Genomic DNA, 20,760 nt, shown 5'->3' with positions numbered 1-20,760 from the left:
CTATAAGGAGGCTTTTTTTATGAACAGGTGAATAAATCTTGATTGTTGCATTTGACAACAAGGATCGCTATAATAGCCCCTAAGGACAGCTAAATATCGATTGTATCCTTCGGGGCAGGGTGAAAATCCCGACCGACGGTAATAAAGCAAATGCTTTACAGCCCGTGACCCGTTAATTTATTAACGGTTGATTCAGTGAGAAGCTGAAGCCGACAGTGAAAGTCTGGATGGGAGAAGGATAACGAAAGCTATGTATGAACAAAAAATAAGTGTTGATCATAGTTTTATTTCTAATGCAAAAAAACCACAGCCCCGGAATTTTTCCGGGGCTTTCTGTATGTCAATATAGTCATCGCATGCAGTGTTTATTAGGTGATCCCTCATTTACCTTGTATGGACCATAAAAAGCGACGAAGGTGTTCAATCGATCACATGTCCCAAACATCGCTTTTTCATAAAGTGAGAAATACAAAAGAAAGAGAAAGGGAGGATCACATGTTTACGGGGATTATTGAAGAAGTGGGTACAGTCCAGTCATTGAGCAAAAGATCCGCAGATGCCATGGAAATCATCATCAAGTGCAGTCGTGTACTAGAAGATGTTCACCTAGGCGATAGTATCGCCATCAATGGCGTTTGTCTCACTGTCACAAGCTTCACAAAAGAACAGTTTGCGGCAGATGTGATGCCTGAGACGGTCAAAGCGACATCACTTGATCAGCTTGCACCAGGTAGCCAAGTGAATTTAGAGCGAGCGATGTCCTCAAATGGACGATTCGGCGGTCATTTTGTTTCAGGCCATGTTGATGGAACGGCTGTGATTACCCGTGTAGAAAAGAAGAGTAATGCCATTTACTATGATTTGAAAATGGACAAGACCCTCACAGATATGCTTACAAAAAAGGGATCGATCGCAATAGACGGCGTCAGCTTGACTATTTTCGATTTGCGAGATGCTCACGTGACAGTTTCTATCATTCCACATACGCTTGAAGGAACTATTTTCCCGACTAAATCTATGGGGGATGTAGTAAATATTGAATGTGACATGATCGGTAAATACATTTATCGCTTTTTAACAAAAGAGCAAAACGAAAAGCAGCCATCACGATTAACCCCATCATTTTTAAAAGAGCACGGATTCTAGGAGGCGATTGTATGTATCATTCAGTTGATGAGGCAGTAAATGCCCTGAAACGAGGAGAAATCATTATCGTAGTAGATGATGAAGACAGAGAAAATGAAGGAGACTTTGTGGCACTTGCTGAGCATGCAACGCCGGAAGTCATTAACTTCATGGCTTTACATGGAAGAGGTCTTATTTGCACACCAGTTCATGCTTCGATTGCGAAACACTTGGATCTGCATCCTATGGTCGAGCGAAATACGGATGCACATCATACAGCATTTACAGTAAGCATCGACCATACGTCAACAACAACTGGTATAAGTGCTTTTGAGCGCTCAACGACCATTTTGGCCATGTTAAATAAAGAGTCAAAACCAGAAGATTTTGCCCGCCCAGGTCATGTTTTCCCTCTTATTGGGAAAGAGGGAGGCGTAGTAGAAAGACCAGGTCATACAGAAGCGGCCATTGATCTTGCTAAACTTGCGGGTTCAGTGCCAGCGGGTGTCATATGTGAAATTATGAATGCAGATGGAACCATGGCCCGTGTACCCGAACTGCAAAAAATTCAAAAAGAACACGATTTAAAGATGCTGACGATTGAAGCATTGCAGGCATATATAAACAAGCAAACAACGACAATGAAAACAAAATAAAAATCACAAAAAAGGATGATGAACATATGAATACAATACAAGGGAATGTAGTAGCAGAAGGATTAAAGTTTGGAATCGTCGTCGCTAGATTTAATGATTTCATTACAAGCAAACTGCTAGACGGAGCAGAAGATACATTGCTTAGACACGGAGCAAACGGTGACGATATTGATGTCGTGTGGGTGCCAGGGGCTTTTGAAATTCCGTATATGGCAAAAAAACTAGCAGAAACAAAAAAATATGATGCAGTCATTACACTTGGAACCGTGATTCGCGGGGCAACATCACATTACGATTATGTTTGTAATGAAGCGGCTAAAGGAATCGCACAAAGTGCCATCTCAACAGGGGTGCCGATTATCTTTGGTGTACTGACAACAGAATCTATTGAACAAGCCATTGAAAGAGCCGGTACAAAGGCTGGAAATAAAGGCAGTGAATCGGCTGCAGCTGCTATTGAAATGGCCAACCTAAATCGAACGTTTCGTTAATTTGATGAAAAAGAGTTTAAAAACAACCTAAAAGTGTTTATAATGTGTGATGAGCAAGTGATTCATAAGACATTTGCTGGAAAATAGGATAATTTTAATATTGAGGGGTATATATGTTAATTCGTTACAAGAGGTCTTTTGAAAAAATTGCCATGGGACTCCTGTCCTTTATGCCGGGTGAGAAAGACGTCAAACAGCTTCAGCAGACGATAAAGTCGTATGAAATGGATGAAGATCGGCAGCTGTTCCTTTGGAAAGATGGTGAGGATATCGTCGGTGCGATTGGTGTGCTGAAAACAGACGACCAAGTACAAATCGAACATATTAGTGTCAATCCGTCCCATCGTGACCAAGGCATCGGCAAGGAAATGGTATTAGCCGTGGAAGAAGTATTCAAAACGAAAACACTCATTCCAAATGAATTAACGCAAGGCTTCTTTCATAAGTGTCACAGTGAAACAAACTAAATATCACACATGTAAAAGCAGAGGTTATATGCCTCTGCTTTTTTTACGTTCCATCTGCTTTTCACGTTCAAGCAATACGTCCGTCCGATCACGCAGTCTATGTTTTTCAATTAAGAATGTATGGGATAAGTTGCTCTCCTGTCCGAAGGTTAAGCCTTCTTTTTCCGCCATCTCTTGGCATAAAGAAAGAAGCGTTGCATCTCGGATTGGCAGCATCACACTTTCGTAGGGCATGTCTTCATCGATTTTCATTTTCAGTGTTCTCAGCAGTAAAAGAAATGCCTCTTCATCAAGACCTAATTCTGTTAGTATGTTCCGGTCCGAATCTAATATATGAAGGCTGTTTGAAATCAGCCGTTTTGCTCCTTTTCCATTTCCTCGTCTTTGATGATACAAAGCAACAGCAAGCTGAATGAGACCCACCCAGTACTTTTTGCGCTGATGAGGAGGGTCTTCTTTCCAAAATTCTTCAAGAATTTCATGACACTCAAAATAATCTCTTGTCGTATGAAATTCATGTAAAAAAGCCACGTACGCTTTAGGATACACAGTGGTCATCTCCTTTTCCACTATCAGTCTAACATACCGAAAAGAAAAGAAGAAAGAGCGCCCCTTTATGAAAGGGCGCTCTGTTTCTTTAATAAACCCAAGCCGCGCCAACGATGATCAGCAAGATGAACAGCACAACAATAAGCGCAAATCCTCCGCCGAAGTAATAACCATCTCCCATAATGTTACGGCCTCCTTTTTCATCAGTTCTGATTACAATGGTATTCTATGTATAAATGCCCTCATTGGTTTGGGCGAATCCACTGTTTTTCTTTTTTTGCCTGCTGCCTCATGGTCGAAATTATATTGGACGAGAGCTTTATCGTGTCTTATACTAAAGGTTAGCCGATGAAAACGGTACTTAGAAGACAGTAGAAATGGTGAGAAAAAGAATGCTGGAATATCAGGTGAAAATAGATTCGTTTGAGGGTCCTTTGGACTTGCTTTTACATTTAATTAACCGTTTGGAAATTGATATTTATGATATTCCCGTCGCTAAAATTACGGAGCAGTATTTATTATATGTCCACACGATGAGGGAGCTTGAACTGGATGTTGCAAGTGAGTATTTGGTGATGGCTGCAACTCTCCTCAGCATTAAAAGCAGAATGCTTCTCCCAAAACAAGAGGAAGAGCTGTTTGATGAAGACCTGATGGAAGAAGAAGAGGACCCTCGTGATGAGCTGATTGGCAAGTTAATTGAATACCGCAAGTATAAAAATGCAGCGCAAGAACTGAAGGAACGTGAAGAAGAGCGGCAAAACGCCTTCACAAAACCACCAAGTGATTTAAGTGAATTTGCAAAAGAAGCAGAAGCGAAGGACACAAACTTACACGTCACGGTGTATGATATGTTAGGTGCGTTCCAAAAGGTATTGAACCGCAAAAAAATAACAAAACCAGCACCATCAAAGATTACAAGACAAGAAATCCCGATTGAAGACAAAATGAATGAGATTATGAACCATTTAAGAAAAACAAAAAAGCGGACCAATTTCATGACTTTGTTTCAACATGATCAAAAGGAACACCTTGTCGTGACGTTTCTTGCTGTTCTCGAATTGATGAAAAGCCATCAAATCATGCTGGAGCAGGAAGGAAACTTTGAAGATATTTATATCATAGGGAGTGAAACGATTCATGACGCTTGATATCGTGAATTGGAAAGCCATCTTAGAAGCGCTGCTATATGCAGCAGGTGACGAAGGCTTAACAAGAAAACAGCTCATGTCTGTTCTTGAAGTTGATGAGGCAGCGTTGCTTGATATTATGTCTGCCGTAAAAGAAGAATATCAAAAACAAGAACGAGGGATTGAGCTTATTGAATATGCAGATTCATATATGCTGCTGACGAAAAAAGAATACAGCGTATATTTAAAAAAATTAGTAGAGACACCATCGAAAGGTTTGTCACAGGCAGCGCTAGAAGTGCTCGCCATTGTCTCGTATAAACAACCGATTACACGCAGCGAAGTCGAGGAGATCAGAGGCGTTAAATCAGAACGAGTGCTGCATAGTTTAGTGACCAAAGCACTGCTCTGTGAAGTAGGACGTGCCGATGGACCGGGACGAGCGATCCTTTATGGGACAACACCTACCTTTTTAGAGCAATTTGGTTTAAAAGCCTTAGATGAATTACCGCCACTTCCAGAGAATGTGGAAGCAGATGGGGTGCAAGAAGAGGCTGATCTCTTTTTTGAAAACTTCAATCAAACATTTGAAGAGATAAAATAGTTCAAAATAAGGAAAAATGTATGATAAAATATAACAAAGATTTTAGGTCTAAAACCTTTGTTTGAAAGATAAAATGGTGACAAAGCCATGAGGGGAAGGTAAACACGAAACAAATGGCACATATGAATGTAAAGGCTCAAGTTGATCAAGCAGGCGTTTTTTTATCAAAGGTTGCAGTTGAAGTGAATGGTTTTCTGAACGAAGCTACCTTATCAAGCTTGAAACGATTAAACCCGGAAGCGGAAGCCTATTATTGTGACATATTAAGTACATTGCGGAAGCTTGCAGTTTATAGCGAGGATGCTGCGGCGGTTTGTAGGAAAATCGGGCAGCAGCAGACATTCCCGCAGCAAGCCGCACAGCAGACGCTTCATCGTATTTATCATCAATGTATTGAAGAATTTTTTACACCAAAAAAGGATACATGGTATGAAGATAGCCGTTCAGCCTACACAGGAAAAAGCTGCATTGTTTTCCATCATGAAGTATCGGCTGAAGTCAAACGTTTGTTTTCTTCATTAGAAAAAGAGTTTTTAACGATGAGAGAAGAGCTGGAATATACAACATCTCATCAGCAAATGAAAATGGTATAAAGAAGAATGAAAGGCGACTCTAATCATCGAGTCGCTTTTTTTTATGGACGAGGCATCATAACTTTTTCAGCAGCGCATACACTTGTACAAAACGGACAAGGACGTGAATGAACATGCCCTATTTAAAAATTGGAACAGCAGTCCTTCTTCTATTGACACTCTTACTGCCTTTTTCCTCCCACGCTCAAGCAGACGTCTCATTATCGGTGAGTGCGAGAAGCGCCATTTTAATAGATGGACAGTCAGGCAGAGTCCTATTTGGAAAGGACGAGCACGAAAAAAGAAGAATCGCCAGTATTACAAAAATTATGACGGCTGTATTAGCCATTGAATCAGGAAAAATGAACGACATGGTCAAAGTGTCAAAACGTGCGATTCAAGCGGAAGGTTCTTCGATTTATTTAAAGGAAGGACAGAAGGTGAGCTTAGAAGACTTGACATACGGGCTCATGCTGCGCTCTGGAAATGATGCAGCTGTTGCCATTGCAGAACATGTTGGCGGCAGCTTAGAAGGGTTTATTTTTATGATGAACCAAAAGGCCTCTGAACTAGGCATGGAGAATACGAATTTTCAAAATCCGCATGGACTCGATGATCATAAAAACCATTATTCATCAGCTTACGATATGGCAATCTTAACGAAATACGCCATGAAGCATCAGCAATATCAAAAAATTGCCGGTACCACCTTTTATAAAGCAAAAACAATCGAAGGTTATTGGAAAAACAAAAACAAGCTGCTCACTGGTTTGTATCAATATTCGACTGGAGGGAAGACAGGATATACAAAACTTGCAAAACGCACGCTTGTCTCCACAGCTGCAAAAGGAGATGCTGCGCTCATTGCTGTGACGATTAATGCACCGGATGATTGGAAGGATCATATCTCAATGTTTGAGTATGCATTTGATCACTATAAAACGTATGTGCTTGCTGAAAAAGGCAGGCTCGCTTCGTTAAAAGGGACTTTTTACGAAAAAAAAGCGTTTATTAAGCGGGATGTGGACTATTTTTTAAATGAAGATGAGAAAAAACTAGTGGAAATCGAAACGGAAATGCTGACGCCTGAAAAGAAATGGGAGAAAAACAAAGAAGCGATCCCAGATGTAGTAGGGAAAATGACGTTCTTACTGGATGGTCAGGTGATTGAGCAAGTCCCCATTTTTTATGAAAATAAACGCAACCGAATGCCTCAAAAAAGCTTTCAAGAAATGTTTAAGTCTGTCTTTCAGACATCGATAGGCGGATCTTCATGGTCAATCTGATCTGGGTATTCCTCACGGTCATCGGTCTTGTCTATGCAATGTTTAACGGAACGATGCATGAAGTGAACGAAGCGGTCTTTAAAGGATCAAAAGAAGCGGTCACCATTTCAATTGGGTTGATTAGTGTTCTTGTATTCTGGCTGGGATTGATGAAGATCGCAGAAGAAGCGGGGTTGTTACATTTCTTTAGTAAATTATGCCGGCCCTTTATCTCAAAACTATTTCCCGAGATTCCTGCGAATCATCCAGCGATGGGGTATATTCTGTCCAATCTCATGGCAAATTTCTTTGGCCTTGGCAATGCCGCCACTCCACTTGGGATTAAGGCGATGGAGCAGATGAAAGCATTAAATGGCGGAAAAAATGAGGCGAGCCGGTCTATGATCACTTTTTTAGCAGTCAATACATCTTCTATCACACTTGTGCCAACGACTGTCATTGCCATTCGTATGACCTATGGCGCAGATCAGCCAACAGATATTGTAGGTCCAACCATTTTGGCGACACTTATTTCAGGTATCGGTGCGATTATGATTGATCGCTATTTCCACTATCGCAGAAGCAGGCGGGGGTGATCTTGTGGCATTTATTAACTGGCTGTCACTTGCTTTGATTCCACTGATCATCGCAGGAATATTGATTGCAGGGACGATTAAAAAAGTACCGACGTACGAAACATTTGTAGAAGGCGGGAAAGAAGGCATTCAAATTGCCTTTTCAATCATTCCGTATTTAGTCGGTATGCTTGTCGCCATTACGATTTTCCGAGCATCAGGTGCCCTTGACTTTGTCATGGAATTATTGAAACCTGTGTTTACAGCGATTGGTATTCCTACAGAAGTGGTGCCGCTAGCTTTGATACGCCCTATATCAGGAACAGCGGCGCTTGGTATGACATCAGACTTAATTGCGACTTATGGTCCAGATTCTTTTATCGGCAAGCTTGCCGCCGTTATGCAAGGGTCAACAGATACGACCCTTTATATTTTAACCGTCTATTTTGGAGCAGTTGGTATTAAAAAAATGGGAGATGCACTGAAAGTGGGGCTGTTAGCAGACCTGATTGGGATCATTGCATCGATTATTATCGTCAGTTTGTTATTTAGCGGCGCCTAATCAGGTGCTTTTTTTATTTCGTGGATGGAAAACAGCTTTTTTGTTGAAATTAGACAGATGAAACGCTTATTTTTCCACGAATGCTTGTTTGTTTCAAGCCAAGCAAGTAAGATAGTACATGAGGTGAAAGACAAATGGAACGTTTACAGAAAGTAATTGCCCATGCCGGCGTCGCTTCTAGACGAAAGGCTGAAGAATTAATTAAAGAAGGACGAGTTACCGTTAATGGTGAAACAGTGACAGAGCTCGGAGTAAAGGTGGGCTCTTCAGATAAAATTGAAGTCAATGGCTTAAAGCTTGAAAGAGAAGAACCGGTTTACTTTATGCTTTATAAACCGCGCGGCGTCATTTCAGCTGCCGAGGATGATAAAGGACGCAAAGTCGTGACAGACTTCTTTGATGATGTTCCGCAGCGTCTGTATCCAATCGGCCGGTTGGATTATGATACGAGCGGTTTAATTTTGATTACAAATGATGGTGAATTTGCCCATAAGCTCATGCATCCGAAATATCAAATTGATAAAACGTATGCAGCGAAACTAAAAGGCATCCCTTCAAAAGAATTGCTTAGAAAGTTAGAAAAAGGAATCATGTTAGACCATAAAAAAACAGCACCTGCCCGTGCCAAAATGCTTTCGATTGATAAACGAAAGCAAACATGTATTGTGCAATTAACCATCCATGAAGGCAGAAACAGACAGGTTCGCCGCATGTTTGAAGCAATCGGCCACGACGTTCTAAAACTCAAAAGAGAGCAATATGCTTTCCTTCATATTGAAGGTATGAGACCAGGAGATCGCAGAGAATTGACGCCGCATGAAGTAAAACGCCTAAGAGCGATTGCGGATCATGGGAAAAGCGCTTTTTAATTTTCACATAAACTTCAAAAAATGAAGAAGCATCAAAAGAAGGAGAATGCTATAATTTACCTGAATGTCTATGGGGAAGGGGTACTTCAGATGAAGAAAAGACGATTTTTCATACGGACGGGCATTCTCCTCGTGATGCTTGCTGCACTATGTTATACGATGTATAACTCAGTATTTGCCAAACAGGATCAAGTCAAAGAAGGATCTATTGCGCCGAACTTTGTCCTTCAATCGGTAGATGGGGAACGGATTGAATTAAAGGACTTAAAAGGCAAAGGCGTCTTTCTCAATTTTTGGGGTACATGGTGCGGTCCATGTAAGCAGGAATTCCCTTATATGGCAAATCAGTATGAAGTGTTCAAGGATCGCGGTGTCGAAATTGTTGCCGTGAATGTGGGGGAATCCAATATTGCTGTGAAGAACTTTATGGATGCTTATGGCGTGAATTTTCCTGTTGCCATGGACAAAGATCGTCAAGTGACAGAGGCATATGATATTACGCCGCTGCCAACCACATTTTTAATTAATCCTGAAGGCAAAGTAATCAAAGTCATAAAGGGAACGATGACAGAACGTAATGTCTATGAATATATGAATTTGATTAAACCAAAGGGGTCATAGAATGAAAGAGGTAAAGTGCGAGTGTGGACATATTAATCCAATCGGTACTGTTCTATGTGAATCATGCGGGAATCCCATTGCAGCAAAAGAGAAAAATTCATCAAAGCTGCTTGATATGAGATATGACGGCAGTGCAAGACGCTCGCAAACATACAACAAAACGATTGTTGATAAAGTATGGAACTTTTTTTCTTCCGTAAAAGTGGGTGTGTGGCTCATTGTCATCACACTGTTGGCTTCTTCGCTAGGAACTATTTTTCCGCAGGAGCGGTTTATTCCGCCAGGTGCATCAGCTTCCACTTATTATGAGGAACAATATGGGTCGTTTGGCAAGTTATATTACATCCTTGGATTCCATGATCTTTATAATTCTTGGTGGTTTTTAGCCCTTGTCGCATCTATCGGAATTTCCCTTGTGATTTGCAGCCTTGATCGAGTGATTCCACTTTATCGCGCACTCAAAAATCAAGGGGTTGTCAAAAAAGAAGGCTTTATGAGAAGGCAGCGTCTTTTCAGCGAAACAAATCAAACATTAGATCAACATACATATGAAGGCATCGTTAGTAAAATGAAACAAAAGCGTTACCGCATAAGAGAAGAAGATGGACATATTTTAGCTGAAAAAGGCCGCTTTTCCCGCTGGGGACCTTACGTCAATCATATTGGATTAATTATATTTCTCATTGGCTCCATGCTTCGGTTTGTCCCGGGAATGTACGTGGATGAAACATTATGGGTAAGAGAAGGCGAAACGGCACCAATCCCAGGGACGGGAGGCCAATACTTCTTAAAGAATAATGCGTTTTCAATTGACCGCTATGAATCTGAAAAAGAAAAAGAAGTCTTTGAAAATGCGATTGAAAAGGCTGGCGATGGTCAAGTCGTCAAAAGTTATAAAACCGATGCCGTTTTATACAAACGTGAAGGGGAAGTTGTTTTTGGTGAAAAGCCCAAGCTGAAGCAGGTAACAGAACACGATATTAAAGTGAATGAACCGCTTAAGTTTGACAATTTCTCATTATATCAAGTGGATTTTAAACAAAATGAACTCGATCAAATGGTCTTTCAGCTGATTCGAAAAGATACTGAGAAATCTTTCGGAACAGTGAAGATTAATCTGCTGGAGCCTAAGTCAGAATACGATCTTGGTAGCGGTTACAAAGTCAAGGTGATGAGTTATTTGCCTGATTTTTATTTTGACGAAGATGGCACACCTAGTACGAAAACGAGGAATCCGAATAATCCTGCGTTCGTATTTGAAATGATCTCTCCTGAAAAACCAAAAGGTGAAAAAAGCTTTGTCGCAATTCAAGAGACAGTAGAGGGTTCTGATAACAATCTTTATAAAATGAAATTTGACCGGGTTGAAACAAAAAACGTGACAGGTTTAACGGTTCGAAAAGACTTAACACTCTGGGTACTTATTGTTGGCGGAATGATCTTTATGATTGGTGTCGTACAAGGGATGTACTGGCAGCATAGAAGAATCTGGCTATCGGCAAAGGATGGAAAAGTATTTGTGGCAGGACATACAAACAAAAACTGGTTCGGCTTAAAGTCTGATCTTAAGGTGTTACTGCACGGCAGTGGCATCAAACAGCCAGTGGATCAAAAAGAACTGCCTGATACAACAAGTATCAGCAAAAGCAAGGGGGAAGGGTTAGATGGCGGCAGTCAGTGAAAACCTGTTATTTGCAGCTTTTCTATTTTATTTAGCGGCAGTTCCTTTTTTTGGAGGAGCCATTAAAGGAAAAAAGAAGGAAGATGGTCCGCGCAAAAACAAGGCGGCACTTATCGGCATAACGCTCACCATTATCGGTTTTTTGAGTCAATTTGGCTATTTTATTTCAAGGTGGATCGCGTCTGGTCACGCACCAGTCAGTAATCTGTTTGAATTCACCACAGCCTTTGGCATGATGCTGGTGCTCGCATTTATTATTTTATATTTTGTCTATCAAGTGTCTGTGCTAGGTTTATTCACACTTCCAATCGCTTTATTAATCATTGCTTATGCAAGCATGTTTCCATCGGATATTTCACCGCTGATTCCTTCGCTTCAAAGTAATTGGCTATATATTCACGTCACGACAGCAGCGCTTGGTCAAGCCATTTTGGCGATCAGTTTTGTGGCAGGTGTGATTTTTCTTTTGAAGCATGTCGATCAAACAAAACCGGGGAAGAAAACCTTTGGCTTAGAGCTGGTCATGTTTATGATTGTGGTCACCCTTGCATTTATCGCTGTCACGTCCATCTTTAGAATGACAGGGTATGAAGCAAAATTTAATTGGGTAGATAAAAATAAAGAAGAGAGCGTCATGGTCTATGAGCTGCCTGCCTTAGTAGGACCTCATAAAGGAGAGCTTATCACAAAAGATCGTTTAGAGCCTGTAGTTGATCTGCCGCCTGTTTTTTCAGGTAGAAAGGTGAATACAGTGCTGTGGTCATTTGGCGTTGGGCTGATTATTTATGGATTGCTGAGATTGATCATTCGCAAACGACTAAGTGCGCTGCTTCAGCCGCTCGTAAGACAGGTGAATCTCGATTTAGTCGATGAAATTGGATACAGGGCTGTTTCCATAGGATTCCCTGTATTTGCGTTAGGCGGCCTTATTTTTGCGATGATCTGGGCGCAAATTGCTTGGACGAGATTCTGGGGATGGGACCCGAAGGAAGTATGGGCTTTAATTACATTTTTATTTTACGCCGCCTATCTCCACCTTCGGTTATCACGAGGCTGGCATGGTGAAAAGTCCGCTTGGCTTGCTGTAATCGGATTTGCGATCATTATGTTTAACCTCATCTTTGTCAACCTAGTGATTGCGGGGCTTCATTCTTACGCGTAATCGCATGAAAAAGGCCAACTTTTATGATTCGATTCGGCTTTTTGTTAAAATGTATGTAACAACGGAGAAAGCAGGAGGATTGTCTAATGGAACACACAACTCAAACGAAAATATTAGTCGTCGATGATGAGGCAAGAATTCGCCGCCTTTTAAAAATGTATTTAGAAAGGGAAAATTATGAAATTGATGAAGCGGAAAATGGGGATGAAGCCATTCAAAAAGGACTTCAAACCGATTATGACCTCATTTTGCTTGATTTAATGATGCCTGGGACAGATGGGATTGAAGTGTGTAATCAAATCCGAGATAAAAAAGCTACACCAATTATTATGCTGACAGCAAAAGGTGAGGAAGCTAACCGTGTGCAAGGCTTTGAGGCAGGAACGGATGATTATATCGTCAAACCTTTCAGCCCGCGTGAAGTGGTTCTTCGTGTGAAAGCACTGCTAAGAAGATCGTCTCAAACGTCATACCTTAATACTGGAACAACCACAAAAGATGTTCTTGTGTTTTCTCATCTATCCATTGATCATGACGCACACCGGGTCACAGCAGATGGAAAAGAAGTCAGCCTCACGCCGAAGGAATACGAACTTTTGTACTTCTTGGCAAAAACGCCGGATAAGGTCTATGACAGGGAAAAGCTTCTCAAAGAAGTGTGGCAGTATGAATTCTTTGGGGATCTGAGAACAGTGGATACTCACGTCAAAAGGCTTCGCGAAAAACTGAATAAAGTGTCACCAGAAGCAGCGAAAAAAATCGTGACAGTATGGGGTGTCGGGTACAAATTTGAGGTCGGCGCTGAATGAAGCTGTGGAAAAGTGTCGTAGGAAAGCTATGGTTAACCATTCTTTTCCTCGTGCTCATTGTTTTATCGATTTTAACTGTGCTTCTTTTAGAGTTCATTGAGAATTACCATGTGGAAGAAGCAAAGTCTGATTTAACACAAATGGCCAACAAAGTAGCAGTCATTTTAGAAAGCCATGAGGATCAATCACTTGCAAGATCGATTACATCAGAACTAGCTGATAAATTGACAAGTATCGCGATTGTTCAAGAGGATGGACTAGAATGGTATTCGTCTGAAAAAGGCGGGAAGCTTCCTGCGATCACAAAAGAACAAATTGAAGCAGACAAAGATTTGAACAAAGCACTGACACAACGAAAAAAAATCAGTAAACGAGCTGAATCTGATACAGGCAATCAGAAGGATGAACGCATTGTAGTAGGTGTTCCTTACGAGGCGAACGGAAAGAAAGGGATGGTCTTTCTTTCTCAATCCCTCCTCGCTGTAGAGCAGACAACAAAACATACGACGCGTTATATCTTCCTCGCAGCCGGAATTGCGATTGTGCTCACCACGATTTTCGCTTTCTTCTTATCCACTCGTGTCACCTACCCTCTCAGAAAGATGAGAGAGGGAGCACAAGATTTGGCGAAAGGGAAATTTGATACAAAGATTCCTATTTTAACGCAAGATGAAATTGGGGAACTGGCGATCGCCTTTAATCAAATGGGTAAGCAGCTTAAATTTCATATAACCGCTTTAAATCAAGAAAAAGAACATTTGTCCAACATTCTCAGCAGTATGGCAGACGGTGTCATCACGATCAATATTGATGGAACGATCCTCATGACAAACCCTCCTGCAGAAAGATTCTTGCAGGCTTGGTATTACGAGCAAAATATGAAGATCAAAGATGGGGATGAACTGCCGCCAGAAGCGCGTGAATTGTTTCATACTGCCGTCAGTACGGAAAAAGAGCAAATGATCGAAGTCACGCTGCAAGGGCGTACTTGGGTTCTTCTTATGTCTCCACTTTATAACCAGCAAGATGTCAGAGGTGCGGTTGCGGTGCTTCGCGATATGACAGAAGAGAGAAGACTGGATAAGCTAAGAAAAGACTTCATTGCAAATGTCAGCCATGAACTCCGCACACCTATTGCTATGCTGCAGGGCTACAGTGAAGCGATTGTCGATGACATTGCCGGATCAGAAGAGGAAAAGAAAGAGATTGCCCAAATTATCTATGATGAATCACTTCGAATGGGGCGTCTTGTGAATGATCTTCTCGATCTCGCACGTATGGAAGCTGGTCATATTACACTGAATCTTGAATCAACTGATACAGAAGAGCTGACTGAAAAAATCTACCGTAAATTCCTTGGAATTGCAAAAGAAAAACAAATCAACCTGACGTATGAAATTCAAGTAGAAGAACCGTATTTTGTATTTGATCCAGATAAAATAGAACAGGTTTTTACAAATCTCATCGACAATGCCATTCGTCATACACCAGAAGGCGGAGAAGTTCACTTCTCAGTTCAATCGGTGGAAAATGGGCTCAAGATGGATGTGAAAGATTCGGGAAGCGGCATTCCTGAAGAGGATCTCCCATTTATTTTTGAACGGTTCTATAAAGCAGATAAAGCAAGAACAAGAGGACGTTCCGGTACGGGGCTGGGCCTTGCGATTGTGAAGAACATCGTAGAAGCGCATCAAGGCTCCATTCATGCACATAGTAAAGCTGGAACAGGTACTCACTTCACTTTCTATATTCCGAAAAAAAAGCAGGAACTCGTCTAATCTTGACGAAGAATCTTGTTACATGAGAAACACTTCTTTTCGAAAGAAAATGAAGTGTTTTTTCTATTTTCATATTTTTAAGGAGAAGTTAAACAAAAAGCCCTTTCCAAATTGTCGATCTTGTAATATATTTGTCATAAAGTTGTAATGTAACGTTTTGTGAGAGTCACTCGACAAAAATAAGTGAACGGAGGGGTTTCCTATGCATGAAACCTTTCAAAAAATATATGATTCGTACCATCAAGATTTGTACCAATTTTTATTTTATATGGTAAAAGATAAAAATCAGGCAGAGGATCTCGTGCAGGAGGTTTACATTCGGGTACTTCACTCATATAAAACTTTTGAAGGAAGAAGCAGCGAGAAAACATGGCTGTTTTCAATTGCAAGGCATGTGGCAATTGACTGGTTTCGAAAACAGCAAACCATCAGACAACGGGTGCTCGGCACGTTTGATTGGGATAAACAGGATGTAAAAGATCCAGACCTGCTCCCAGATGAATTGGCTGTACAGGATGAAAATATCAAAGAAATTTATGCCGCACTTGATCATTGCACCATTGATCAACGAGCCATCATCATTTTAAGGTTTATCCAAGGCTACTCAATCATGGAGACGGCCAAGGCGCTAAAGTTCTCGGAAAGCAAAGTCAAAACAACGCAGCACCGAGGCCTGAAAGTGCTCCGAAAACATATGGAGCTTTTGAAGGAGGAGCTAGTGAATGAAAACGAACAGGTCCAATTGGAGCGAAGAACGAATTAAAGTATTACTCAGTCAGCTTCCAAAGGTGGAGGACAACCGTTCATCTAAGCAGATTTACCAGCAAATGCTGATGGCAAGCGGGAAGAAAAAGAAAAGTGCCAGATGGATCGGTCCAGCGGTCGCAACCGTTGTGGTCTTATTTATGGCGTTTTTGATTTCTCCTCATTTATTTCAGCCGGCTGCTCAAGATATAAAGAAAGTGAAAATGGACTCGAGTGCTGAAAAAGGACAGGTGAATGCTACATTAGAGGCGGTAAAAAACACAAATGATCCTTCACATGTTGCTTACGCATCTGACAAAGAAAAGTATATGACGATTTCATACATAGATGAATCGACTTCTCAAGTTGTCCCAATCAGTATTCAAAAAGAAAATAAGCATGATAATGTGCAGGCGCTTCTTGATACATATGAAAAACTGGAGCTGCCTGAAATGACAAAACCTCTTCAAGCCTATATGGATATGGTGGATGTGAGTGAAAAAGGGGATACACTGATTTTTCAGCTGAAAAATGATTTGTCTCTTGATACATTAAAAGAAGCCAATCGTTTTAAAGACATGGTCAAAGAAACGTTAAAATGGAGCCAATATAAACAAGTACAGGTCAAGTCTGTCAATGGCTCGCACCTTCAATTAGGGACGAATGGCCGTCTTGGTACCATTTCAATTAATAAACAAACAAAGCACGCTTACTACGTTTTAGAAAATAAGAGCGGGACATTTTTGGTGCCGTCAAAAGATGATTATCCTTCTTATAAAGATGCAGTAGAGGCGATGAAGCGGGCGAATGATGCAGGACTCGATCCACTCATTAAAGAAGAGCCTGTTCAAAAGGTGACAACAAAAGGAAAACATGCAACCATCACGTTTGGAGCATCAGCACAATTAACGGACTCAATTGATCATATTTTACTTATTGAAGGGCTGCTGCTCACAGCGAAAGATTTCGGTTTTACAGATGTCACGATACAAAATGCAGGAACAGATCAAGTAGGCCCATATGAATTAAAAGAACCGCTAGAGGTACCGGCACTGCCAAACCCAGTTGTTATCAAAGAACGCTAAAGGACGCAACTTATTGCGTTCTCAGCGTGTAGACAAACCCTCGCATTCTTTGTCAGTCCTGCGCTCCGGTGCTCGTCCTTCCTAGACTGCAAAGGTTTTCTATCACACTGAAAAGAACACAAAGGTCTAAAATCAAGTTCATTTTATCCCTTTGTCAACAATCTGAGGACGCAACTTATTGCGTTCTTTTTTCATGTATAGAAAAGGGCTTCCTTGAGGTATACTAAGCTGTCATGAAAAGAACTTCAAAGAAGGGAAGTCACTGATGAAAAGGTATTGCTACATATGTGCTAGCTGTTTCTTGTTCTTGACCTTATCACCGTTTGCCCATGCAGAGAAAACAACCGAGTGGGTGGAACCAATCAAAGGTGAAGTCACTGATTTGTTTGGGACAAGAGGTGGTTCGCATAAGGGGTTAGACATTGCTGCACCAGAAGGAGAATCCATTTTGGCTGCTAGCGAAGGTGTGGTTACTCGTTCCTATGTATCTGCTACATATGGAGAAGTTGTATTTATTCGGCATCCAAATGGATATGAAACCGTCTATGCGCATTTAAATGCGCGTTTTATGAAGAATGGTGACCATGTACAAACAGGGCAGCCGATCGGCATCATAGGCAACACAGGCGCCTCTAGGGGCACTCATTTGCATTTTGAGGTGCACAGGGGTAATTGGTCAGTTAGTAAAGAAGATGCAGTAGATCCGCTCACAATCATTGCAAGAGATCGTTTCCAAGAGCCAGCCCTTCATGTAGATGGATATGAGAAACATACATATGTCATACAACAAGGGGACACGCTCTGGTCCATTGCTAAAGCACATCAAATGACCGTTGATCAATTAAAGAAAATCAATGCACTGACAACGCATCTCATACGTACAGGTGAACGTTTAATCGTTTCAACAAAATAAACCTCATGCTTTTGCATGAGGTTTACCATTTTTTATAGGTCAATCAGACGTACAGAAAGAATATCGCTTACTTCAGTTAACGTTTGGACAATTTCATCTTCAAGGTGCTTATCAAAAGAAAGCATCATGATGGCTTCGCCGCCTTTTTCTTTACGGCCTACTTGCATTGTCGCAATGTTCACATCGTGGTCGCCTAAAATCTTTCCAACTTGACCGATCACACCAGGTGCGTCAGTATGCTGAATATAGACAAGGTGTCCATCTGGGTAAAAGTCAATATTGAAACCATTAATAGAAACGACACGTTCACCTAGATGCGGGATATACGTTGCTTTTAATGTAAAGGTGGAAAGGTCACCTTTGACTTCAATGGAAATGCTGTTCTCATAGCCAGATTCGCTTGAAGAAATTTTCTCGCTAAAGCTAATGCCACGTTCTTTTGCCACCATACCTGCATTGACTTCATTTACAGTCGAATCGACACGCTCTTTCAAAAAGCCAGAAAGCAGACTTTTTGTAATAAATGATGTTTCGAGTTTTGCGATAGATCCTTCATATGAAATGCTGACTTCTTTTACAGGTTCTCTCATCGATTGAGAAACAAGACGTCCAAGTTTTCCCGCAAATTGATGATAAGGCTGGATTTTTTTGAACTCGTCTTTTGTCATCGCTGGTAGATTAATAGATGACATAACCGGGAGTCCTTTTGCAAATTGAAGAACTTCTTCAGAGACTTGTGCCGCCACATTTAATTGTGCTTCTTTTGTAGATGCACCAAGATGCGGAGTGGCAATGACGTTTGGATGATCCACAAGTGGATTCTCAGTAGGTGGTTCTACTTCAAATACATCGAGAGCAGCCCCTGCGACATGACCATTTTCAAGTGCTTCAAGAAGGTCTCGTTCGTCAATGATGCCGCCGCGTGCACAGTTCACTAGACGAACACCTTTTTTCGTTTTTGCGATTGTTTCTTTATTGAGAAGTCCTCTAGTTTCTTTTGTTAAAGGTGTATGTACCGTAATAATATCTGATACTTCAAGCACTTCATCAAGTGATTTTGCATTGACACCAATTTTTTCGGCACGTTCTTTTGTGAGGAAAGGGTCAAATACGTTGACCGTCATGCCAAATGCTCTTGCACGCTGGGCGATTTCACTTCCAATTCTGCCTAAGCCAACAATCCCAAGAGATTTTCCGTAAAGCTCAGCACCAACATATGCGCCTCTGTTCCATTCTTTTGATTTCACAGAAATATTCGCTTGAGGAATATGACGCATGAGAGATGAGATCATCGCAAACGTATGCTCTGCCGTTGAAATCGTATTCCCATTTGGTGCATTGATGACAATCACACCGTGTTTTGTCGCTTCATCAATGTCAATGTTGTCGACTCCCACACCGGCACGGCCAACAATTTTTAATGAAGTCATTTTTTCATAAAGTTCTTTTGTCACTTTTGTGGCACTTCTGACAAGTAAGGCATCAAACGTGTGTAATTCATCTTCTGCTTCTGTTACATTTTTTTGAACAATTTCAACAAAATCTGATTCTAATAGTGGTAAAAGACCATCATTGCTCATCTTATCTGAGACTAATACTCGAAACATCGTAAGATTTCCTCCTAAAATAAACGTCATAAATATCTGATAATTTACCATATTCCTTTTCACTGTGTCAATCAAATTAAAGCAGTAAAGCGAAAAAGAAAACACGAACATTTTTTGGTGTCTTGATCAAGAATGGACACCTTTAAACAAAAGATAACCAATTTTTACGCATTTGTCATTATAAATTTTAGGTTTTTTACGATTTCTTAAAACTGATGAATTTGCTCAGGATTTTTATCTGTACAAATGCTCATATATCATATATAATGATGTCGAATTGAATAATGATCAATCTTCGGGGCAGGGTGTAATTCCCTACCGGCGGTGATGAGGCATAGTCTCTAAGCCCGCGAGCCTTTTTTGGCAGGATTCGGTGTGATTCCGAAGCCGACAGTATAGTCTGGATGGGAGAAGATGGAGGTTCGTAAACGTTGAAAACATGTCTGTTTATACGTTTATTTGTGTAGCCTAAATTTCCCGCTCCTGTGTATGTATTCAGAGCGGTTTTTTTGTGGCTAAAATTGAACAATCCTCTTTTCGAAAGATTTGATCGAAAAGGAGAGAGAATATTGAATCAAAGTAAAGTAAAACGTTTAGTTGTCATCAGCATGCTTAGCAGTATCGCATTTGTATTAATGTTATTGAATTTCCCTTTCCCTGGGCTTCCTGGGTATTTAAAAATTGATTTTAGTGACATTCCTGCGATTATTGCGATTTTAATTTATGGGCCAGGTGCTGGGATTGCTGTTGAAGCTTTAAAGAATCTACTGCACTACCTCATTCATGGTAGCATGTCCGGTGTGCCTGTGGATCAAGTAGCGAATTTTACAGCAGGTGTACTATTCATCTTACCGGTGGCTTTTATTTTTAAAAAGATTAAATCAGCAAGAGGGTTAGCGTGGTCCATGATTCTCGGAACATTACTCATGACAGTCATGATGAGCATCTTAAACTATTTCTTGTTCCTTCCTGCTTATACATGGTTTTTGAATGCACCCGTCCTGTCAGATCATGTGCTAAAGGCAACCATTACAGCAGGGATCTTGCCTTTTAACCTGATTAAAGGAATCATCATCACCATCGTCTTTAGTTTCATTTTTGTCAAAATGCGTCCATGGTTTGAAAATAAACGCCGACTTCAAAATAGTTAATATAAAAAAAGCCCCTTTTAAAGGGGCTTTTATCCTATTCATGCTTAAGTGGATCACCATCGAAAGTTTCGTCCGCAACTTTGATTGAGTCAGTTGGGCAACCTTCAAATGCATCAAGCATATCTTCTTCAAGTACTTCTGGAACTTCTACAGTCCCCTGATTGTCATCAAGCGTGACAAATGCAATGCCTTCATCATCATAATCATAAATGTCTGGAGCAGCTGCACCGCATGCGCCGCAAGCAATACATGTGTCTTTGTCTACAATTGTATATTTTGCCATGTTAAAAAAATACCTCCCAGATTGTTCGATGGAACAAATGGTTTAACCTTTTTAGTTTCAC

24 protein-coding genes and 2 riboswitches are annotated in these 20,760 nt (G+C 40.9%); of the genes, 20 read left to right on the top strand and 4 right to left on the bottom strand.

Features of this window, described 5'->3' with window-relative positions; all coding sequences use genetic code 11:
* Positions 1–101: 101 nt before the first annotated feature.
* A riboswitch (FMN riboswitch) is annotated at positions 102–243 on the top strand.
* A 252-nt stretch (positions 244–495) separates the two neighbouring features.
* The 4 genes from ribE to FXF70_RS06155 all read left to right on the top strand — a co-directional run bounded on the left by ribE (position 496) and on the right by FXF70_RS06155 (position 2,739).
* Positions 496–1,146: a riboflavin synthase gene (gene ribE / locus FXF70_RS06170; RefSeq protein ID WP_026050106.1), complete on the top strand. Its 651-nt coding sequence runs from the start codon at positions 496–498 to the stop codon at positions 1,144–1,146.
* Between the two features lie 11 nt (positions 1,147–1,157).
* Positions 1,158–1,781 carry a 3,4-dihydroxy-2-butanone-4-phosphate synthase gene (ribB, locus tag FXF70_RS06165; protein ID WP_008344453.1) on the top strand — a complete coding sequence of 208 codons (624 nt, stop codon included), beginning with the start codon at positions 1,158–1,160 and terminating at the stop codon, positions 1,779–1,781.
* 26 nt (positions 1,782–1,807) lie between these two features.
* The gene (gene ribH, locus FXF70_RS06160) at positions 1,808–2,272 is read left to right on the top strand and encodes a 6,7-dimethyl-8-ribityllumazine synthase (RefSeq protein ID WP_007501031.1); all 465 of its coding nucleotides are present in this window, start codon (positions 1,808–1,810) and stop codon (positions 2,270–2,272) included.
* A gap of 113 nt (positions 2,273–2,385) precedes the next feature.
* Entirely contained in the window at positions 2,386–2,739 is a 354-nt protein-coding gene (locus FXF70_RS06155) for a GNAT family N-acetyltransferase (protein ID WP_008344455.1), read from the top strand.
* A gap of 24 nt (positions 2,740–2,763) precedes the next feature.
* Here FXF70_RS06155 and FXF70_RS06150 read toward each other — a convergent pair whose 3' ends face one another.
* Together FXF70_RS06150 and FXF70_RS06145 are read right to left on the bottom strand one after the other, a co-directional pair.
* The gene (locus FXF70_RS06150; RefSeq protein ID WP_148779998.1) at positions 2,764–3,288 is read right to left on the bottom strand and encodes a DUF309 domain-containing protein; all 525 of its coding nucleotides are present in this window, start codon (positions 3,286–3,288) and stop codon (positions 2,764–2,766) included.
* Between the two features lie 88 nt (positions 3,289–3,376).
* The gene (locus FXF70_RS06145; RefSeq protein WP_008359694.1) at positions 3,377–3,469 is read right to left on the bottom strand and encodes a YjcZ family sporulation protein; all 93 of its coding nucleotides are present in this window, start codon (positions 3,467–3,469) and stop codon (positions 3,377–3,379) included.
* Between the two features lie 211 nt (positions 3,470–3,680).
* On the opposite strand from FXF70_RS06145, the gene FXF70_RS06140 reads away from it, so the two are divergent.
* From FXF70_RS06140 to FXF70_RS06070, 15 genes are all read left to right on the top strand, one after another.
* The gene (locus FXF70_RS06140; protein ID WP_007501021.1) at positions 3,681–4,439 is read left to right on the top strand and encodes a segregation/condensation protein A; all 759 of its coding nucleotides are present in this window, start codon (positions 3,681–3,683) and stop codon (positions 4,437–4,439) included.
* Entirely contained in the window at positions 4,429–5,022 is a 594-nt protein-coding gene (gene scpB / locus FXF70_RS06135) for an SMC-Scp complex subunit ScpB (protein WP_148779997.1), read from the top strand. The genes FXF70_RS06140 and scpB overlap by 11 nt, the downstream gene beginning before the upstream one ends.
* A 113-nt stretch (positions 5,023–5,135) precedes the next feature.
* Positions 5,136–5,615, top strand: a complete 480-nt coding sequence (locus tag FXF70_RS06130; protein ID WP_017359783.1) for a YpuI family protein — start codon at positions 5,136–5,138, stop codon at positions 5,613–5,615.
* A 113-nt stretch (positions 5,616–5,728) separates the two neighbouring features.
* Positions 5,729–6,880: a D-alanyl-D-alanine carboxypeptidase family protein gene (locus FXF70_RS06125; RefSeq protein ID WP_035702877.1), complete on the top strand. Its 1,152-nt coding sequence runs from the start codon at positions 5,729–5,731 to the stop codon at positions 6,878–6,880.
* Positions 6,868–7,455 carry a nucleoside recognition domain-containing protein gene (locus FXF70_RS06120; protein WP_007501015.1) on the top strand — a complete coding sequence of 196 codons (588 nt, stop codon included), beginning with the start codon at positions 6,868–6,870 and terminating at the stop codon, positions 7,453–7,455. Before FXF70_RS06125 ends, FXF70_RS06120 begins: the two co-directional genes overlap by 13 nt.
* A gap of 4 nt (positions 7,456–7,459) precedes the next feature.
* On the top strand, positions 7,460–7,996 hold the full coding sequence (locus FXF70_RS06115) for a spore maturation protein (protein ID WP_019743084.1): 537 nt from the start codon (positions 7,460–7,462) through the stop codon (positions 7,994–7,996).
* A 134-nt stretch (positions 7,997–8,130) separates the two neighbouring features.
* Positions 8,131–8,865 (top strand): 23S rRNA pseudouridine(2605) synthase RluB, encoded by a 735-nt coding sequence (rluB, locus tag FXF70_RS06110; protein ID WP_008344472.1) that lies wholly within the window; start codon positions 8,131–8,133, stop codon positions 8,863–8,865.
* Between the two features lie 90 nt (positions 8,866–8,955).
* Entirely contained in the window at positions 8,956–9,486 is a 531-nt protein-coding gene (resA, locus tag FXF70_RS06105; protein WP_008344474.1) for a thiol-disulfide oxidoreductase ResA, read from the top strand.
* Between the two features lies 1 nt (position 9,487).
* Complete coding sequence (resB, locus tag FXF70_RS06100) at positions 9,488–11,167, top strand: cytochrome c biogenesis protein ResB (protein ID WP_148779996.1); 1,680 nt, start codon at positions 9,488–9,490, stop codon at positions 11,165–11,167.
* Positions 11,151–12,329 carry a c-type cytochrome biogenesis protein CcsB gene (gene ccsB, locus FXF70_RS06095; protein ID WP_148779995.1) on the top strand — a complete coding sequence of 393 codons (1,179 nt, stop codon included), beginning with the start codon at positions 11,151–11,153 and terminating at the stop codon, positions 12,327–12,329. The genes resB and ccsB overlap by 17 nt, the downstream gene beginning before the upstream one ends.
* Positions 12,330–12,415: 86 nt before the next feature.
* The gene (locus tag FXF70_RS06090; protein WP_003215596.1) at positions 12,416–13,138 is read left to right on the top strand and encodes a response regulator transcription factor; all 723 of its coding nucleotides are present in this window, start codon (positions 12,416–12,418) and stop codon (positions 13,136–13,138) included.
* Positions 13,135–14,916 (top strand): ATP-binding protein, encoded by a 1,782-nt coding sequence (locus FXF70_RS06085; RefSeq protein WP_008344481.1) that lies wholly within the window; start codon positions 13,135–13,137, stop codon positions 14,914–14,916. The genes FXF70_RS06090 and FXF70_RS06085 overlap by 4 nt, the downstream gene beginning before the upstream one ends.
* A 202-nt stretch (positions 14,917–15,118) precedes the next feature.
* Positions 15,119–15,679, top strand: coding sequence for an RNA polymerase sigma factor SigX (gene sigX, locus FXF70_RS06080; protein ID WP_148779994.1), 561 nt, complete (start codon positions 15,119–15,121; stop codon positions 15,677–15,679).
* Positions 15,639–16,745, top strand: a complete 1,107-nt coding sequence (locus FXF70_RS06075) for a sigma X negative regulator (RefSeq protein ID WP_148779993.1) — start codon at positions 15,639–15,641, stop codon at positions 16,743–16,745. The genes sigX and FXF70_RS06075 overlap by 41 nt, the downstream gene beginning before the upstream one ends.
* 265 nt (positions 16,746–17,010) lie before the next feature.
* Positions 17,011–17,658: a M23 family metallopeptidase gene (locus FXF70_RS06070; RefSeq protein WP_148779992.1), complete on the top strand. Its 648-nt coding sequence runs from the start codon at positions 17,011–17,013 to the stop codon at positions 17,656–17,658.
* 32 nt (positions 17,659–17,690) lie between these two features.
* Here FXF70_RS06070 and serA read toward each other — a convergent pair whose 3' ends face one another.
* Positions 17,691–19,265, bottom strand: coding sequence for a phosphoglycerate dehydrogenase (gene serA, locus FXF70_RS06065; protein ID WP_017359773.1), 1,575 nt, complete (start codon positions 19,263–19,265; stop codon positions 17,691–17,693).
* Positions 19,266–19,552: 287 nt separating this feature from the next.
* A riboswitch (FMN riboswitch) is annotated at positions 19,553–19,685 on the top strand.
* Between the two features lie 149 nt (positions 19,686–19,834).
* Here serA and fmnP point away from each other — a divergent pair.
* Positions 19,835–20,416: a riboflavin transporter FmnP gene (gene fmnP, locus FXF70_RS06060; RefSeq protein WP_008344490.1), complete on the top strand. Its 582-nt coding sequence runs from the start codon at positions 19,835–19,837 to the stop codon at positions 20,414–20,416.
* Positions 20,417–20,450: 34 nt separating this feature from the next.
* Here fmnP and FXF70_RS06055 read toward each other — a convergent pair whose 3' ends face one another.
* Entirely contained in the window at positions 20,451–20,699 is a 249-nt protein-coding gene (locus FXF70_RS06055) for a ferredoxin (protein WP_008344492.1), read from the bottom strand.
* Positions 20,700–20,760 lie beyond the last annotated feature (61 nt).

This window comes from Bacillus sp. Y3 (assembly GCF_008123875.1).
In the GTDB taxonomy this organism is placed as follows: Bacteria; Bacillota; Bacilli; order Bacillales; family Bacillaceae; genus Bacillus; species Bacillus altitudinis.
This window is presented reverse-complemented; position numbering and strand designations above follow the sequence as displayed.

Excerpts from the sequence above, each read along its gene's own strand:
- ribE (WP_026050106.1), top strand. The coding sequence starts at position 496 with ATGTTTACGGGGATTATTGAAGAAGTGGGTACAGTCCAGTCATTGAGC.
- ribB (WP_008344453.1), top strand. The coding sequence starts at position 1,158 with ATGTATCATTCAGTTGATGAGGCAGTAAATGCCCTGAAACGAGGAGAA.
- ribH (WP_007501031.1), top strand. The coding sequence starts at position 1,808 with ATGAATACAATACAAGGGAATGTAGTAGCAGAAGGATTAAAGTTTGGA.
- FXF70_RS06155 (WP_008344455.1), top strand. The coding sequence starts at position 2,386 with ATGTTAATTCGTTACAAGAGGTCTTTTGAAAAAATTGCCATGGGACTC.
- FXF70_RS06145 (WP_008359694.1), bottom strand. The coding sequence starts at position 3,469 with ATGGGAGATGGTTATTACTTCGGCGGAGGATTTGCGCTTATTGTTGTG.
- FXF70_RS06140 (WP_007501021.1), top strand. The coding sequence starts at position 3,681 with ATGCTGGAATATCAGGTGAAAATAGATTCGTTTGAGGGTCCTTTGGAC.
- scpB (WP_148779997.1), top strand. The coding sequence starts at position 4,429 with ATGACGCTTGATATCGTGAATTGGAAAGCCATCTTAGAAGCGCTGCTA.
- FXF70_RS06130 (WP_017359783.1), top strand. The coding sequence starts at position 5,136 with ATGGCACATATGAATGTAAAGGCTCAAGTTGATCAAGCAGGCGTTTTT.
- FXF70_RS06125 (WP_035702877.1), top strand. The coding sequence starts at position 5,729 with ATGCCCTATTTAAAAATTGGAACAGCAGTCCTTCTTCTATTGACACTC.
- FXF70_RS06120 (WP_007501015.1), top strand. The coding sequence starts at position 6,868 with ATGGTCAATCTGATCTGGGTATTCCTCACGGTCATCGGTCTTGTCTAT.
- rluB (WP_008344472.1), top strand. The coding sequence starts at position 8,131 with ATGGAACGTTTACAGAAAGTAATTGCCCATGCCGGCGTCGCTTCTAGA.
- resA (WP_008344474.1), top strand. The coding sequence starts at position 8,956 with ATGAAGAAAAGACGATTTTTCATACGGACGGGCATTCTCCTCGTGATG.
- resB (WP_148779996.1), top strand. The coding sequence starts at position 9,488 with ATGAAAGAGGTAAAGTGCGAGTGTGGACATATTAATCCAATCGGTACT.
- ccsB (WP_148779995.1), top strand. The coding sequence starts at position 11,151 with ATGGCGGCAGTCAGTGAAAACCTGTTATTTGCAGCTTTTCTATTTTAT.
- FXF70_RS06090 (WP_003215596.1), top strand. The coding sequence starts at position 12,416 with ATGGAACACACAACTCAAACGAAAATATTAGTCGTCGATGATGAGGCA.
- FXF70_RS06085 (WP_008344481.1), top strand. The coding sequence starts at position 13,135 with ATGAAGCTGTGGAAAAGTGTCGTAGGAAAGCTATGGTTAACCATTCTT.
- sigX (WP_148779994.1), top strand. The coding sequence starts at position 15,119 with ATGCATGAAACCTTTCAAAAAATATATGATTCGTACCATCAAGATTTG.
- FXF70_RS06075 (WP_148779993.1), top strand. The coding sequence starts at position 15,639 with ATGAAAACGAACAGGTCCAATTGGAGCGAAGAACGAATTAAAGTATTA.
- FXF70_RS06070 (WP_148779992.1), top strand. The coding sequence starts at position 17,011 with ATGAAAAGGTATTGCTACATATGTGCTAGCTGTTTCTTGTTCTTGACC.
- serA (WP_017359773.1), bottom strand. The coding sequence starts at position 19,265 with ATGTTTCGAGTATTAGTCTCAGATAAGATGAGCAATGATGGTCTTTTA.
- FXF70_RS06055 (WP_008344492.1), bottom strand. The coding sequence starts at position 20,699 with ATGGCAAAATATACAATTGTAGACAAAGACACATGTATTGCTTGCGGC.